This is a genomic window from Bacillus sp. PAMC28571 (assembly GCF_014250435.1).
Lineage (GTDB): Bacteria > Bacillota > Bacilli > Bacillales > Bacillaceae > Bacillus > Bacillus safensis.
This window is the reverse complement of the sequence record NZ_CP060191.1, coordinates 2240026-2256163: the sequence shown is the minus strand read 5'-3', so window position 1 is coordinate 2256163 and position 16138 is coordinate 2240026. Positions and strand designations below refer to the sequence as shown.

The 16138-nt window shown below is 42.6% G+C and carries 13 protein-coding genes and 1 other annotated feature; of the genes, 11 read left to right on the top strand and 2 right to left on the bottom strand.

Annotation, left to right across the window (positions count from 1 at the left end; genetic code table 11):
* The first annotated feature begins 157 nt into the window (after positions 1-157).
* Both lon and yihA read left to right on the top strand, forming a co-directional pair.
* Positions 158-2482, top strand: coding sequence for an endopeptidase La (gene lon, locus H7F25_RS11390; RefSeq protein WP_024423178.1), 2325 nt, complete (start codon positions 158-160; stop codon positions 2480-2482).
* Positions 2479-3066, top strand: a complete 588-nt coding sequence (yihA, locus tag H7F25_RS11385) for a ribosome biogenesis GTP-binding protein YihA/YsxC (protein ID WP_024423177.1) — start codon at positions 2479-2481, stop codon at positions 3064-3066. Before lon ends, yihA begins: the two co-directional genes overlap by 4 nt.
* A 210-nt stretch (positions 3067-3276) precedes the next feature.
* Here yihA and H7F25_RS11380 read toward each other — a convergent pair whose 3' ends face one another.
* Positions 3277-3762 carry a hypothetical protein gene (locus H7F25_RS11380; RefSeq protein ID WP_034279808.1) on the bottom strand — a complete coding sequence of 162 codons (486 nt, stop codon included), beginning with the start codon at positions 3760-3762 and terminating at the stop codon, positions 3277-3279.
* 242 nt (positions 3763-4004) lie between these two features.
* Here H7F25_RS11380 and hemA point away from each other — a divergent pair, with 242 nt between their 5' ends.
* The 8 genes from hemA to ysxE all read left to right on the top strand — a co-directional run bounded on the left by hemA (position 4005) and on the right by ysxE (position 12784).
* Positions 4005-5372, top strand: a complete 1368-nt coding sequence (gene hemA / locus H7F25_RS11375; protein WP_135032660.1) for a glutamyl-tRNA reductase — start codon at positions 4005-4007, stop codon at positions 5370-5372.
* Positions 5373-5379: 7 nt separating this feature from the next.
* Positions 5380-6210 (top strand): cytochrome c biogenesis protein, encoded by an 831-nt coding sequence (locus tag H7F25_RS11370; protein WP_024423174.1) that lies wholly within the window; start codon positions 5380-5382, stop codon positions 6208-6210.
* A 37-nt stretch (positions 6211-6247) separates the two neighbouring features.
* Entirely contained in the window at positions 6248-7180 is a 933-nt protein-coding gene (gene hemC, locus H7F25_RS11365; protein WP_098677011.1) for a hydroxymethylbilane synthase, read from the top strand.
* A complete protein-coding gene (locus H7F25_RS11360; RefSeq protein ID WP_133744262.1) occupies positions 7177-7968 on the top strand; it encodes a uroporphyrinogen-III synthase in 792 nt (263 codons plus the stop codon). Before hemC ends, H7F25_RS11360 begins: the two co-directional genes overlap by 4 nt.
* A complete protein-coding gene (gene hemB / locus H7F25_RS11355) occupies positions 7968-8936 on the top strand; it encodes a porphobilinogen synthase (protein WP_029706177.1) in 969 nt (322 codons plus the stop codon). Before H7F25_RS11360 ends, hemB begins: the two co-directional genes overlap by 1 nt.
* A 27-nt stretch (positions 8937-8963) precedes the next feature.
* Positions 8964-10256, top strand: coding sequence for a glutamate-1-semialdehyde 2,1-aminomutase (hemL, locus tag H7F25_RS11350; protein ID WP_024427834.1), 1293 nt, complete (start codon positions 8964-8966; stop codon positions 10254-10256).
* A 136-nt stretch (positions 10257-10392) separates the two neighbouring features.
* Complete coding sequence (locus H7F25_RS11345; RefSeq protein ID WP_133744261.1) at positions 10393-11715, top strand: LysM peptidoglycan-binding domain-containing protein; 1323 nt, start codon at positions 10393-10395, stop codon at positions 11713-11715.
* Positions 11716-11752: 37 nt separating this feature from the next.
* On the top strand, positions 11753-12784 hold the full coding sequence (ysxE, locus tag H7F25_RS11340; protein WP_034621137.1) for a spore coat protein YsxE: 1032 nt from the start codon (positions 11753-11755) through the stop codon (positions 12782-12784).
* A 51-nt stretch (positions 12785-12835) separates the two neighbouring features.
* On the opposite strand, the gene H7F25_RS19350 is transcribed toward ysxE, so the two are convergent.
* A complete protein-coding gene (locus H7F25_RS19350) occupies positions 12836-13024 on the bottom strand; it encodes a hypothetical protein (RefSeq protein ID WP_003216497.1) in 189 nt (62 codons plus the stop codon).
* Positions 13025-13192: 168 nt separating this feature from the next.
* Positions 13193-13422: a binding site (T-box leader), on the top strand.
* 59 nt (positions 13423-13481) lie between these two features.
* Here H7F25_RS19350 and H7F25_RS11335 point away from each other — a divergent pair.
* On the top strand, positions 13482-16124 hold the full coding sequence (locus H7F25_RS11335) for a valine--tRNA ligase (RefSeq protein ID WP_073206700.1): 2643 nt from the start codon (positions 13482-13484) through the stop codon (positions 16122-16124).
* Positions 16125-16138: the final 14 nt, after the last annotated feature.

Sequence of the window (16138 nt, the reverse complement as noted above, 5' to 3'; positions counted from 1 at the left end):
GGGGATTTTTTAGTGAAATAGATCTTTTTTTCTTTTTCAAGATAAAAAGAAAGGGTATACTACGGTAAGATCATCATTTCTCAAGTCTTTTACATTGTACAAGACTGAAACAGGTATATTATAATGATTCATACTAGTGACGGAGGTGTCAATCAACATGGCAGATGAAATCAAAAAGAATGTTCCGCTCCTCCCATTGCGAGGCTTGCTTGTTTATCCAACAATGGTCTTGCATTTGGACGTTGGACGCGAGAAGTCTGTTCAAGCATTAGAACAGGCGATGATGAACGATCATATGATTTTTCTAGCAACACAGCGGGAAATTTCAATAGATGAACCAGGTGAAGAGGAAATTTTCAAAGTCGGCACCTACACAAAAATCAAACAAATGCTGAAGCTGCCGAATGGAACGATTCGTGTACTCGTTGAAGGCTTAAATCGAGCGCAGATTGAGTCATATGTGGAGCTTGAGGACTATACGTCCGTCGATATTAAAGAATTGGCAGAAGAAGAGTTAAAGGACGCAGAAGCAGAAGCACTCATGCGCACTTTGTTAGATCATTTTGATCAGTACATAAAAATTTCAAAAAAAATCTCAGCTGAAACATATGCAACGGTGACGGATATTGAGGAACCGGGGAGAATGGCAGATATCGTTGCTTCTCACCTGCCGCTCAAATTAAAGGACAAACAAGAAGTACTGGAAACAGTGGATGTCAAAAAACGTCTGAATCGTGTCATCAGCTTAATCCACAATGAAAAAGAAGTGCTGGAAATTGAAAAGAAAATTGGCCAGCGCGTCAAACGTTCAATGGAACGAACGCAAAAAGAATATTATTTGCGTGAACAAATGAAAGCCATTCAAAAGGAGCTTGGAGACAAGGAAGGAAAAACAGGCGAAGTCAGTTCATTAATGTCTAAAATCGAAGAGTCCAGCATGCCTGAGTCTGTTCGTGAAACGGCGTTAAAAGAATTGAACCGTTATGAAAAAATTCCTTCAAGCTCTGCGGAGAGCTCTGTCATTCGAAATTATATTGATTGGCTGATCAATCTTCCATGGGGCATCTATACAGAAGATCGTCTAGATTTAAAGCTTGCAAGTGAAATTTTAGATGATGAGCATCATGGGCTGGAAAAAGTCAAGGAACGTGTGCTTGAATACCTTGCTGTACAGAAGCTGACCAATTCATTAAAAGGACCGATTCTTTGCTTAGCAGGACCTCCTGGGGTAGGGAAAACGTCACTTGCCAAATCGATTGCTAAATCACTTGATCGAAAGTTTATCCGTATCTCTCTTGGCGGGGTGCGTGATGAATCTGAAATTCGCGGACATAGAAGAACGTATGTAGGGGCGATGCCAGGCCGTATCATTCGCGGGATGAGTAAGGCAGGCACAATGAATCCAGTGTTTCTTTTAGATGAAATCGATAAGATGTCCTCTGATTTTAGAGGTGATCCGTCTTCTGCGATGCTTGAAGTGCTGGATCCAGAGCAAAATCACAACTTTAGCGATCACTATATTGAAGAGACATTTGATTTATCGCAGGTGTTATTTATTGCCACTGCCAACAATTTAGCAACCATTCCAGGTCCACTTCGTGATAGAATGGAGATTATCACGATTGCAGGGTATACAGAGGTTGAAAAAGCAGAGATTGTGAAAGATCATCTTCTGCCGAAGCAGCTAAAGGAGCACGGATTAAAGAAAGGGAACTTGCAGCTTCGTGAAGCAGCGATTTATGATATGATTCGCTATTACACAAGAGAAGCAGGAGTTCGTGGATTAGAGCGTCAGCTTGCGGCCATTTGCCGAAAAGCGGCAAGAGCGATTGTGGCTGAAGACCGCAAGCGCATCACAGTGACGGAAAAGAACTTATCTGAATTTCTCGGAAAAAGACTTTACCGTTATGGTCAGGCTGAAACGACAGACCAAGTCGGGGTTGTCACAGGACTTGCGTATACGACTGTTGGCGGAGACACCTTATCAATTGAGGTATCGCTTTCTCCTGGTAAAGGCAAGCTCTTGTTAACAGGTAAGCTTGGTGATGTCATGAGAGAATCTGCACAGGCGGCATTCAGTTATATTCGATCCAAAGCAGATGAACTGAACATTGATCCTAATTTTAATGAAAAGCACGATATTCATATCCATGTTCCAGAGGGTGCGGTTCCAAAGGACGGGCCATCAGCTGGTATCACCATTGCGACGGCTCTTGTATCAGCACTCACAGGACGTCCTGTGTCAAAAGAGGTTGGTATGACAGGAGAGATAACGTTAAGAGGAAGAGTGCTTCCGATTGGCGGACTAAAAGAAAAAGCATTAGGCGCACATCGTGCAGGATTGAAAACCATTATTCTTCCAAAGGACAATGAGAAGGATATTGATGATATTCCTGAAAGTGTGAGAGAAGGACTAACCTTTATTCCGGTCTCACATTTAGATGAGGTGCTTGAGAAAGCATTGGTAGGAGAGGGAAGATGAAAGTAACAAAATCAGATATCGTCATTAGTGCGGTGAAACCAGAGCAGTACCCGAGCGGCGGACTGCCTGAAATCGCGCTTGCTGGACGATCAAATGTTGGAAAGTCCTCGTTCATCAACTCATTGATTAATCGTAAAAATTTAGCGCGTACGTCTTCTAAACCAGGTAAGACCCAGACGCTTAATTTCTACATTATTAATGATATGCTCCATTTTGTGGACGTTCCGGGCTACGGCTTTGCCAAAGTTTCAAAAACAGAGCGTGAAGCCTGGGGTAGAATGATCGAAACGTATATTACAATGCGTGAAGAATTAAAAGCAGTCGTCCAAATTGTGGATCTGCGCCATAAGCCATCAGTAGATGATGTGAACATGTATGAATTCCTTAAATATTACGGAGTTCCAGTGATCGTCATCGCAACAAAAGCGGATAAAATTCCAAAAGGCAAATGGGAAAAACATGCGAAAGTCGTCAAACAGACGCTCGACATTGACCCATCAGATGAACTCATCCTATTCTCTTCTGAAACAAAAAAGGGAAAAGATGAAGCCTGGAATGCGATCCTTGCGAAGGTAAACGGCTAAAAAAAGCATCTGCGATGAGCAGATGCTTTTTTATCTTTGTCTTCTTTTCAGTGTGATAAGAAAACTCTTGAAGTCTAGAAAGGACGAGTACTGGCGCGGAGCGAATTTGTTATTCGTGAGCACCAGCACGCAGGACTGACACCGAATGCGAGGGTTTGTCTTTACGCTGAAGGCATCTGCCATGAGCAGATGCCTTTTTTATTGTATAAGTTATTTCCTTTTTAAAAATAATAAGAGGAGACTGACAGCAATCAGTACATAAGGCCAGTACAATTCAAAGCCGGAAGTAGGGATCGAAAGGGAACTTAGCTGTTTTGTAATTTGCTGAAAGAAATAAAGGAACAAACCGAGTGCGATCAGCACAACACTTTCAATTCGATATTCTTTTTTCTGAGATGATTTCACAAAGAGTGCAAGTCCTACGATGAACACAATCATTGTAAATGTGTCTGGCCAGTGGTCCAATTTAGGCTGTAGAATAAAGTGTAGCGAAAGGCCTGTCATGAGCATACCGATAAACACATGAGCGCTTTCTTGCTCCTTTTTTCCTTGATATAAGAACGCGAGGCCAAAAAGCAGTACAAGTGTATACCATTTCTCTTGATCCTTCCAAATGTCAAATTGACCTCCTGAGAGAATGGCATATAGCGCTACAGCCAATAAAGTGAGCGGCAGCAAAATGGATTTCTTCTTCAAAGATGTCACCTTCTTTTAAGCAGATCATTTGTCCGCACGCGCCAAATCTGGTAAATTGCTTGAAGTGATGATATGGCATAATTGGTGTCGAACATTTTTCTACTATATCACAACATTTTTGAAATCTGTTCACAATTTTTATCCAGTTAAAAATGAATATATGTTATAATCATTATAAATAATAAATTCTATATTGTAATTATTATAAATTAGACAGGGCGTTGGGGGTGCAAGCTGAAGTTATGCATATTCTTGTTGTGGGTTTAGATTATAAAACAGCCCCTGTTGAGATACGGGAACAGCTGAGCTTTGAACCGAGTGAGCTCGGAACAGCGATGTCCAAGCTTAAAGAAGAAAAAAGCATTCTAGAGAATATCGTCATCTCAACATGTAATCGAACAGAGATCTACGCAGTAGTAGATCAGCTTCATACTGGACGGTTTTATATAAAAAGATTTTTAGCCGATTGGTTCGGTTTAGAAAAGGAAGATGTCTCTCCATATTTGAAGTTTTATGAAAACGATGGAGCGGTTGAGCATTTATTCCGTGTGGCTTGTGGACTTGATTCCATGGTCATTGGTGAAACGCAAATACTCGGTCAAGTGCGTTCCAGCTTTAAAGTAGCTCAAGAGGAGAAGACCATTGGTACCGTTTTCAATTATTTATTTAAACAGGCGGTAACCGTTGCAAAGCGCTCTCATGCGGAAACGGATATTGCGTCTAATGCCGTATCTGTCAGCTATGCAGCTGTTGAGCTTGCCAAAAAAATCTTTGGACGTCTTTCTGATAAGCATGTCCTGATTCTTGGTGCGGGCAAAATGGGCGAACTGGCAGCTCAAAACCTTCAAGGTCAAGGAATTGGCCAAGTAACGGTCATCAACCGAACGTTTGAGAAGGCAAAGGAATTGGCCGGTCGTTTTTCAGGAGAGCCTAAGAGCTTAAACCAATTAGAAAAAACATTATCCGAAGCGGACATTTTAATCAGCTCAACAGGAGCGAAACAATTTGTCATTACAAAAGAAATGGTCGAAGGTGCGAATAAAAAGCGGAAGGGCAGACCTCTATTTATGGTGGATATTGCTGTACCCCGTGATTTAGATCCAGCTATTTCTGAAGTAGAAGGTGCTTTTTTGTATGACATTGATGACCTTGAAGGCATCGTGGCTGCCAACTTAAAAGAGCGCCGTGCAGTGGCTGAGCAGGTTGAGCTTCTGATTGAAGCAGAAATTGTGGAATTTAAGCAATGGCTGAATACGTTAGGTGTTGTTCCGGTCATTTCTGCACTTAGAGAAAAAGCACTCACAATTCAAGCCGATACGATGCAGAGTATTGAGCGGAAGCTTCCAAACCTCACAAACCGTGAAATGAAGCTGTTAAATAAACATACGAAAAGCATCATCAACCAAATGCTGAAAGATCCTATCTTAAAGGCAAAAGAAATTGCCGCGGAGCCGAATGCAGAGGAAAAGCTTTTACTCTTTAAAGAAATCTTTGATTTACAGGTTGAAGATGAAGAGCAAAAGGTCGAGCCGATGCAGGTGGAGCAAGGATCATTTCAGCTGTTCAAACCAAATATGGCGCAAGGCTTTGCTACAGTTGCCAGTGAGTGATTAAGCGATGATGGAATCCATTGTAGCGAGACTCAATGAAGCAACGATCTTAATCTATGCACTAAGTGTCTTGTTCTATTTCATAGATTTTCTTCAACACAACCGGAAGGCTGGAAAAATGGCTTTCTGGTTGCTTTCTATTGTCTGGCTGCTGCAAACAGTCTACATGTTCTATATTATGATGGAAACAGACCGATTCCCTGTGTTGAATGTAGCAGAGGGGTTATATTTTTATACGTGGGTGCTTGTGACACTTTCTCTTGTGCTCACAAAGGTATTGCGCGTTGAATTTATTGTCTTTTTTACAAATGTGATCGGTTTTTCCATGATGGCGATTCACACCTTTACACCATCTGATCTCCATTCAGCAGAACTAACGGGGAAGCTGACGAGTGAACTGCTCGTGATTCATATTACGATGGCGATTTTATCCTACGGTGCCTTTTCACTTTCATTTGCTTTTTCACTGCTTTATCTCTTTCAATATCGTTTGCTGAAAAAGAAAAAATGGGGAAAATGGCTTCTGAGAATTGAAGACTTATCAAAGCTGGATCATATGGCGTACGTATTAAACATTATTGGTGTGCCTATGCTCTTGCTTAGTTTAATTCTTGGCATCATATGGGCATATATTTCGTATGATACGTTGTACTGGACAGATGCAAAGGTGCTTGGTTCGTTTATTATGCTGTTTTTATACGGCTTTTACTTATATATCAGATTGGTGAGAAATATGCAGGGCAAAATCGTGGCACTATGGAATGTCGCTTCATTTCTTGTGCTGATGATCAATTATTTTCTGCTTGGTAGCTTATCAACCTTTCATTGGTTTCAATAATGATGAGTCTTAAAGGCATTGTCGGGAGGAAGACGTATTGCGTACAATTAAAGTAGGTTCTAGACGAAGTAAGCTGGCAATTACACAAACAAAATGGGTCATTCAAAAGCTGTCTGAACTAAACCCTTCTTATTCTTTTGAAATAAAAGAAATTGTGACAAAGGGTGATCAAATTTTAGATGTGACTTTATCTAAGGTTGGCGGAAAAGGACTGTTTGTTAAAGAGATCGAGCAGGCGATGCTGAATCATGATATCGATATGGCGGTGCACAGCATGAAGGATATGCCGGCTGCTCTTCCAGAAGGTTTAGTTATTGGCTGTATTCCTGAGCGTGAAGATGTGCGGGATGCACTAATTTCGAAGGATCATCTAAGTCTCAGCGAACTGCCTAAGGGCGCAATTGTAGGAACAAGCAGCTTACGGCGCAGCGCCCAGCTTCTTCAGGAAAGACCAGATCTTGAGATTAAATGGATTCGAGGAAACATTGATACGAGATTGGAAAAGCTGAAAAGTGAAGAGTATGACGCCATTATTCTAGCGGCTGCCGGTCTGTCCAGAATGGGATGGAGCAAAGAGGTCGTGTCGGAATTTTTATCTCCTGAGACTTGCCTTCCTGCCGTTGGACAAGGCGCGCTATCGATTGAGTGCCGCGGGGATGATGAAGAACTGCTTAAGCTTCTCGCCCAATTTACGAATGAATATACGAAGAAAACCGTCCTTGCAGAAAGAGCCTTCCTCAAACAAATGGATGGAAGCTGTCAGGTGCCGATCGCTGGCTATGCAACGATGAATGAGCAGCATGAAATTGAACTAACAGGTCTTGTTGCATCTGCTGATGGCCACACGATTATTCGAGAAACCGTCACAGGCACTGACCCTGAAGCCATTGGAACAGCGTGTGCGAAGCAGATGGCCGATAAGGGAGCAAAGGATTTGATCGACAAGGTGAAAAAGGATCTGTCTCAATGAGCATAGGCAAATCGCTTCACGGACAGACGGTGCTTGTCACTCGAAATGAACGTCAAGCGGGCGTGTTTCAGCAAAAGATCGAAGCGCTGAACGGTCATGCGGTTTTAACCTCTCTTATTCGGTTTGAGCCTACGCTCACAAAAGAAAAAGCGCAGGCCTTTTTAAAGGACTTACAAAATAGCCACTGGCTTGTTTTCACGAGTGTGAATGGTGCGTCTTTTTTTCTGAATTACATAAAAGACCATCATTTACATAAGAGCTTAACCCATTTGAAAGTGGCTGCTGTAGGAGAGAAAACCTCTGCCTATCTTGAGCAGCACGGCTTGAAGGTGGATGTGGTGCCAGAACGATTTATAGCGGAGGAACTGGCAGATGCATTACTTGACCATGTACGCCCAGGAGAGCGTGTGTTTGTAGCAAAAGGGCATCTGTCACGAGATGTGGTGAAAGAGACCCTCATTCCGCTCGGCATAGAGGTAAAAGAATGGATTTTATATGAAACAGTCAAGGATGAGGAAGGAATTGCTGCTCTTAAATCGGCAATGACGAAGCAATCATTTGATTTTATTACATTTACTAGCTCATCCACTGTTCATTCTTTTATGCATGTGATGGAACAAGACGCAGCGAAGCTTGCTGCATCTGACACCTGTTTTGTGACGATCGGTCCTCTGACAAAAGAGGCACTGCTTCAATACGGGATTTCTTCTGAAACCCCAGATACTTATACGATAGACGGAATGCTTGATTTAATGTGCCGTTTATCTGAAAGGAAGTTGAACCATTGATGAAATTTAACAGACACCGCAGATTGCGGACAAGCGCAGGAATGAGAGAATTAGTCAGAGAAACCTTTTTAAGACCATCTGATTTCATTTACCCGATCTTTTTTGTAGAGGGAGAAAATGTCCGAAAAGAAGTCTCTTCAATGCCTGGTGTATATCACATTTCTGTAGACCTCGTGAAAGAAGAAGTCCAAGAGCTTGTTGATCTTGGCATCAAATCGATCATTGTATTTGGTGTGCCGGATCATAAAGATCATGTAGGCAGTGAGGCGTATCACGATCATGGCATTGTTCAAAGAGCAACGCTTGAAATCAAAAAGCATTTCCCAGAGCTCGTGGTCATTGCAGACACTTGCTTATGCCAATATACAGATCACGGACATTGCGGAATCGTTGAAGATGGAGAAATTTTAAATGATGAATCTCTTCAGCTATTAGCGAAAACTGCTGTCAGCCAAGCGCGTGCAGGTGCAGATATCATCGCACCTTCAAATATGATGGACGGATTTGTTGTTGCCATTCGTGAGGCACTTGATGAAGCAGGCTTTATTCATGTACCTGTCATGTCATATGCGGTGAAATATGCAAGTGCTTTTTACGGTCCGTTTCGTGATGCGGCACATAGTACACCGCAGTTTGGAGATCGTAAAACATATCAAATGGACCCTGCAAACCGTTTAGAAGCACTAAGAGAAGCGCAATCTGATGTAGAAGAGGGAGCTGACTTCTTAATTGTCAAACCATCTCTTTCTTACTTAGACATTATGCGTGATGTGAAAAATGAATTTACACTCCCTGTTGTTGCTTATAATGTGAGCGGAGAGTATGCGATGGTGAAAGCCGCCGCTCAAAATGGCTGGATTTCTGAAAAAGAGCTTGTTCTTGAAATGCTGACAAGCATGAAACGTGCAGGAGCAGAACTCATCATTACGTATCATGCAAAAGATGCAGCAAAATGGCTCTCAGAATAAAGAACGGATAGACAGGAGGACGTTGAAATGGGACGTAGCTATGAAAAATCAAAGCAAGCATTTGAAGAAGCACAGCAATTAATGCCTGGTGGTGTCAACAGCCCTGTGCGTGCATTTAAATCAGTCAACACAGACCCGATTTTTATGGAACGAGGCAAAGGCGCCAAGATCTATGATATTGATGGAAATGAATACATCGATTATGTTTTATCATGGGGACCGCTTATTTTAGGACATACGAATGACCGTGTTGTTGAAAGCATTCAGCGAGTAGCGGAAAATGGGACAAGCTTCGGTGCTTCTACGTTAGTTGAAAATGAATTAGCTAAACTTGTATCAGAACGGGTTCCTTCCATCGAAGTTATTCGCATGGTCAGCTCTGGTACAGAGGCAACGATGAGTGCACTTCGTCTAGCTCGTGGTTTTACAGGCAGAAATAAAATTGTGAAATTTGAAGGCTGCTATCATGGCCACGGTGATTCTTTGCTCATTAAAGCGGGTTCTGGAGTGGCAACGCTTGGACTGCCAGATAGTCCTGGTGTTCCTGAAGGGACGGCAAGCAACACCATCACAGTGCCGTACAATGATTTAGAAAGCATTCAAGTTGCTTTTCAAGAATTCGGAGATGATATCGCTGGTGTTATTGTAGAGCCGGTCGCAGGAAATATGGGGGTTGTCCCTCCACAAGAAGGTTTCTTGCAAGGACTAAGAGACATCACGGAGCAATATGGATCATTGCTTATTTTTGATGAGGTCATGACAGGCTTCCGTGTGGATTATCACTGCGCGCAAGGCTATTTTGGCATCACACCTGATCTGACGTGCCTTGGTAAAGTGATTGGAGGCGGTCTTCCAGTCGGTGCTTATGGCGGAAGAGCGGATATTATGAGACAAATTGCGCCAAGCGGTCCAATTTATCAAGCAGGAACGTTATCTGGTAACCCTCTTGCGATGACAGCAGGCTTAGAAACCCTAAAACAGCTGACACCTGAGTCTTATGAAGAATTTAAACGAAAAGGTGACCGTTTAGAAGAAGGCATTTCGAAAGCGGCGAAAGCATACGGAATTCCATTAACGTTTAACCGTGCGGGCTCCATGATCGGATTCTTCTTTACAAATGAAGAAGTGATCAATTATGACAAAGCGAAAACAGCTGATCTTGCTTTATTCGCTGAATTTTACAAGGAAATGGCCGATCACGGCATCTTCCTCCCGCCTTCTCAATTTGAAGGACTATTCCTGTCAACAGCTCATACAGATGAAGACATCGAATATACGATTGAGACAGTGGAAAAGGTTTTTCAAAAACTACGTCGATAAAACAAAAGGCCGATATGGAGACATATCGGCTTTTTTGCATTAGAGAAAACCAATCATATTTTCACTACCTCCCTCATACAACTGTATTGACATCTAATTTTATTTTTTAAGGATTAGATGAAAGGAGGACACCGACTTGTCTCAAAACAATCGATTACAGTTTTCAGTAGAAGAATCCATTTATTTCAAAAGCGGACAGGAAGTCAGTGAGCTGCTGTCAATTTCTCTTGACCCTGACATTCTCGTTCAAGAAGTGAATGATTATGTTTCTATTAGAGGTTCACTCGAGCTAACAGGAGAATACAACATAAATCAGGAGGAGCTATTGGGTGAATTGAGTTCCTTTCCAACATACAGGGAAGCAGATGAGGTAAAGGTCAGAGAAGACGGAACGGCGGAGCTTTTGCATCAATTTCCAGTCGATATCACCATTCCGAAGAACAAAATTAGTCATTTAAATGATGTGTTTGTGTTTATTGATGCGTTTGATTACCAGCTGACAGAGAATCGTTTGCTCACCATTCAGGCTGATTTAGCCATTGAGGGCTTGTTAGACGAGGAAACGCCTCAAGCGCCTGTAGAGGAGCCGTATGAATTTGTCCATCGTCCTGAAGTGGATTATGGCGATATGGCCTACGATTATCGGTTGCAGCCAGAACAAGAAGAACAAGAAGAGCTGCAAGGCGAAGAACGTGAGCGTGATGAGGATCAGCCTGTATTCCAACATGACACGCGCGCGGAGCAAGAGGAACAGGAAGTGCAGGAAGTACAAGAAGAAGAGGAAGAAGAAATTGAGATAGAATTGGTGAACAGGGAAGTAGAGGAAGCGTCCGACGAACCTGAAGAATTAGAAGAACCTGAAGAGCCAGAACAGCCGGAACAGCCGAATAATCAAGAAGAAGCTGTGGCGCTTGGTTATCGATCCATCCCTGAAGCTCAGGTGCAGGAACCACCATTTTTTGAACCGCCAAAGCTATTAGAAGAAGAGGAGCGGGAAGAGCCGTTCTTTGAAGTGGAAGTAAGAAAGGATCCGGAAGCTGCTGAAGAGCAGGAAGAAACGGTACAGTCGTATCCGGCTTTTGAATCACCTGCTGATCAAGTGGAGCCTGAGCATGAGGCGCACGATGATGAATATCAGCTCGGGCGGTTATATGAACGGGAAGCACCTAAAATATATGAGTCAGCTCAAGAAGAAGAGGAGCTTGAAGAAGACGTGAGAGAAACGTCTGGCAGTGAGAATTCTCTTTATTTAACAAAGCTGTTCGCTAAGCAGGAGGAGGAAGATTTTTCCCGCATGAAAATATGTATAGTTCAGCAAGAAGATACGGTCGATCGTATTTGTGAGAGATATCAGTTGAATGTGCAGCAGCTTCTTCGCACAAACTCATTATCGATTGATGCGGAGCTTGAGGAAGGGCAGATTCTTTATATTCCTGAATATCAAAAAAGCAATGCATAGCAAGCGATGACTGACCGAGAAAATGTGGTGAGTGAACGTGGATGAAATCCAATCTGTCTTATACGAATACGGACTTGAGGCTGAATATATTGAACCTGTCAGTCCTGCTGTCATTAAGGTATATACAAAGCAGGGTGTATTTGCTCTAAAGCGAGTAAAAGCCAGCCGGCATATGCAATTTACAGAACAAATGCTTGAACTGGAATCAAAGGGCTATCGCTCCTTTGTGCCGATTTATCGGACGACGAGCGGTTCCTTTTTCTCAAGTCATCGGGAAAGCCAGTATGCATACTATCTGATGCCGTGGCTGACGAATGAAAAGAGAGAAGAGCAGGACGATAAGCACGAATATTTATTTCAAGAGATTGCAAGACTTCATAAGCGGACTGAAGTCATGATGGATATCACAGAGCAAGAGATAGAAGCACATTACACACAAATCAAGACCAAATGGGAAACAGAGAAAGACATGTATGAACGATTCATAGAGCGGGCAGAACAAACGTGGTATATGTCGCCATTTGAGCTGGCCGCTGCTATGTATTTTTCAGAGGCGATGTCTGCCAGTGAATTTGCGCTTGAACGTTTAGAAGATTGGCATGAAGAAATGAAAGACAAAGAGACAACGCGTGTTGTGCTAAATCATGGGCAGCTATCGATCCATCACTTTTTGTATAATGATGTAGGGACAGGACATTTCACCAATTTCGAGCGGTCTAAAAAAGCCTCCCCCATTTATGATCTTCTGACCTTTTACTTTCGGACTTTCAAAACCTATCCTACGTCTTGTCCTGAATGCACTTCTTTGTTTTATACGTATCAAAAAGGAAACCCTCTTCGGGAGGAAGAACTGCATTTGTTCCTAAGCTACCTCGCTTATCCGCAAGGGCTGTTTGATACAGTAAAAGCCTATGAAGCAGGCGGGCAGGATGAAATGGAAAGCTGCCAGCAGCTGTTAAGAGCGTATTGGCAGATGAAAAATTCTGAGCCGACCGTCATGAAAATTCACGAAATTGAGCAGGCTAGACGGCTTGAAGAAGAACAAAGTGCCTCGTCATCGGCGGAATGACGAGGTTATACTGCGTTGGCTTTATATGGGCAGGTACATAATGATGAGTTTTTAAAACCAATCAAGATGAAAGGCACAGGCGAGAAAAATAAGAATACCTAGAATGAGGACGTCAAATGTCGTAGGGAAAATGATCGTACGAAATCCTTGAAATATAGCAATCGGGAGAACGACTTGGGAAGCAACTGCCCGAATTTGTCTCAGCCAGGGGGGAAGTGTGTAAGGATTGATCTTCTTCAAATCAAACGCCCTCCTTCTTCATTTTGTTATTATCATATGGGCAAAAGGGCGAAGGGTGCCTGCCCAATTTGTATAAAGAAGAAGAAAAGCGGAAAAGATGATTGACGAAAACAAAAGGCATTTAGTAATATTAATAAAAGATGAGTATGTGCTGATGAACGTGATATATCGTAAGCGTGGATCAGGAAGAGTACGAGCAAGACCCTAAAGAGAGGGAAGCCAAGAGCTGAAAGGTTTCCTAGGATGTACTTGTTTGGAAGGTCGCCTGTGAGCTTAATTTCTTGAATGAACAAGTAGAGAAATTCGGGAGAACCCCGTTATCCTTTAGAGTGTATGGGACACGTGTATGTGTCTCGTGAAAAAAGGTGGTACCGCGAAAAAGCTTTTTCGTCCTTTTATAAGGATGGAAAGGCTTTTTTTATGTTTCATCAGCCGAAAAAATGTGGAGGTTACACAAATGGGAACAAATAATCAAGAAATGCCAACAAAGTACGATCCAAATGCGATTGAAAAAGACCGCTATACGTACTGGCTTGAAGGGAAATTCTTCGAAGCACAAAATGACAAAACGAAAGATCCATATACAGTCGTCATTCCTCCACCAAACGTGACAGGAAAACTGCACCTTGGGCATGCATGGGATTCTACACTCCAAGACATCGTGACACGTATGAAACGGATGCAGGGCTATGACGTTCTTTGGCTTCCAGGTATGGACCATGCCGGTATTGCGACTCAAGCAAAAGTCGAGGCAAAGCTTCGCGAAGAAGGCGTAAGCCGGTATGATCTTGGCCGGGAGAAATTTGTGGAAGAAACGTGGAAGTGGAAAGAAGAATATGCAGATTTTATTCGCAGCCAGTGGGCGAAAATGGGACTTGGCCTCGATTACTCCCGTGAACGTTTTACTTTAGATGAAGGTCTGAATAAAGCCGTTCGCCAAGTGTTTGTTCAATTGTATGAAAAAGGGCTTATTTATCGCGGAGAGTACATCATTAACTGGGATCCAGCAACGAAAACGGCACTTTCTGATATTGAAGTGATTTATAAGGATGTTCAAGGTGCATTTTATCACTTGAGATATCCGCTTTCAGATGGAACAGGTTCAATTGAAATTGCGACAACAAGACCTGAAACTATGCTGGGAGATACAGCTGTAGCCGTACACCCTGATGACGAACGCTATCAGCATTTGATTGGAAAAACAGTGGTTTTACCAATCACAGGCCGTGAAATCCCAATCGTCGGTGATGATTATGTCGATATGGAGTTTGGCTCAGGTGCTGTGAAAATTACACCTGCTCATGACCCGAATGACTTTGAGCTTGGAAATCGCCATGGGCTAGAGCGTATTCTTGTCATGAATGAAGATGGCACAATGAATGCGAATGCCTTGAAATACAAAGGAATGGACCGTTTCGAATGCCGCAAACAGCTTGTGAAGGATTTACAAGAGGAAGGCATATTGTTCAAAATTGAAGACCACATGCATTCAGTTGGTCATAGTGAGCGAAGTGGAGCTGTTGTTGAACCGTATTTATCGACACAATGGTTTGTGAAAATGCAGCCGCTGGCAGACGAAGCTATTCATCTGCAAAAAGGGGACGACCAAGTTCAATTTGTTCCAGACCGATTTGAAAAGACATATTTACATTGGATGGAAAATATCCGTGACTGGTGTATTTCTCGTCAGCTATGGTGGGGACACCGCATTCCGGCTTGGTATCATAAAGAAACGAAAGAAGTATACGTGGGACTTGAAGCGCCAGAAGATATTGAGAACTGGGAACAGGATAACGATGTACTTGATACATGGTTTAGTTCAGCGCTGTGGCCGTTTTCTACAATGGGCTGGCCAGATGCAGACAGTGAAGACTTCAAGCGCTACTACCCAACCAATCTGCTTGTAACAGGCTATGACATCATTTTCTTCTGGGTATCCCGCATGATCTTCCAAGGTCTTGAATTCACAGGAGAAAAACCGTTTAAAGATGTCCTCATTCATGGGCTCATCCGCGACGAACAAGGACGTAAAATGAGTAAGTCCCTTGGCAATGGAATTGATCCAATGGAGGTCATCGACAAATACGGTGCGGATTCATTAAGATATTTCTTAGCGACTGGAAGCTCACCAGGCCAGGATCTTCGTTTTAGCTTTGAAAAGGTTGAATCCACTTGGAACTTTGCGAACAAAATTTGGAACGCATCCCGTTTTGCTTTAATGAATATGGATGGTTTAACGTATGATGAGCTTGATTTATCAGGAGAAAAATCAGTTGCTGATCAATGGATTTTAACACGCTTAAATGAAACAATTGAAAGTGTCACACAGCTTGCTGACAAATATGAATTCGGTGAAGTGGGCAGACATTTATACAACTTCATTTGGGATGATTTCTGTGATTGGTACATTGAAATGGCGAAGCTTCCGCTTTATGGTGAAGACGAAGCAGCAAAGAAAACGACTCGTTCGATCCTTGCGTATGTATTAGATCAAACAATGAGACTTTTACATCCGTTTATGCCGTTCTTAACAGAAGAAATCTGGCAGCATCTACCGCATGAAGGTGAGTCTATTACTGTAGCGGCATGGCCTGAAGTGAAGCCGGAGCTTTCCAACGAACAAGCTTCTGCTGATATGAAGCTGCTTGTTGAACTCATTCGTTCTGTTCGTAACATTCGCAGTGAAGTGAACACGCCAATGAGCAAACAAGTTGAGCTTTACATTAAAGCATCTACGTCTGATGTTCAGGAACGTTTAGAGAAAAATCGTTCATATATTGAGCGCTTCACGAACCCAAGTGTTCTTGAAATTGGCACAGATGTCCCAGCTAGTGATAAAGCGATGACGGCTGTCATTTCTGGAGCAGAACTCATTCTGCCGCTTGAAGGCTTAATCAACTTAGATGAAGAAATTGCTCGTCTGCAAAAAGAGCTTGATAAACTGACAAAAGAAGTGGAACGAGTTCAGAAAAAGCTTGGCAATGAAGGCTTTATGAAAAAAGCGCCTGAAAGTGTCGTAGAAGAAGAGCGTGCGAAAGAACGTGATTATGTCGCAAAACGCGAAGCTGTTCAAAAGCGTATTGAAGAGCTGAAAGCATAAGAGTGAAAAGACGG

Coding starts and splice junctions, on each gene's coding strand:
- hemL (WP_024427834.1), top strand. CDS start 8,964: ATGGGACGTAGCTATGAAAAATCAAAGCAAGCATTTGAAGAAGCACAG.
- H7F25_RS11335 (WP_073206700.1), top strand. CDS start 13,482: ATGGGAACAAATAATCAAGAAATGCCAACAAAGTACGATCCAAATGCG.
- yihA (WP_024423177.1), top strand. CDS start 2,479: ATGAAAGTAACAAAATCAGATATCGTCATTAGTGCGGTGAAACCAGAG.
- hemA (WP_135032660.1), top strand. CDS start 4,005: ATGCATATTCTTGTTGTGGGTTTAGATTATAAAACAGCCCCTGTTGAG.
- H7F25_RS11360 (WP_133744262.1), top strand. CDS start 7,177: ATGAGCATAGGCAAATCGCTTCACGGACAGACGGTGCTTGTCACTCGA.
- H7F25_RS11370 (WP_024423174.1), top strand. CDS start 5,380: ATGATGGAATCCATTGTAGCGAGACTCAATGAAGCAACGATCTTAATC.
- lon (WP_024423178.1), top strand. CDS start 158: ATGGCAGATGAAATCAAAAAGAATGTTCCGCTCCTCCCATTGCGAGGC.
- hemB (WP_029706177.1), top strand. CDS start 7,968: ATGAAATTTAACAGACACCGCAGATTGCGGACAAGCGCAGGAATGAGA.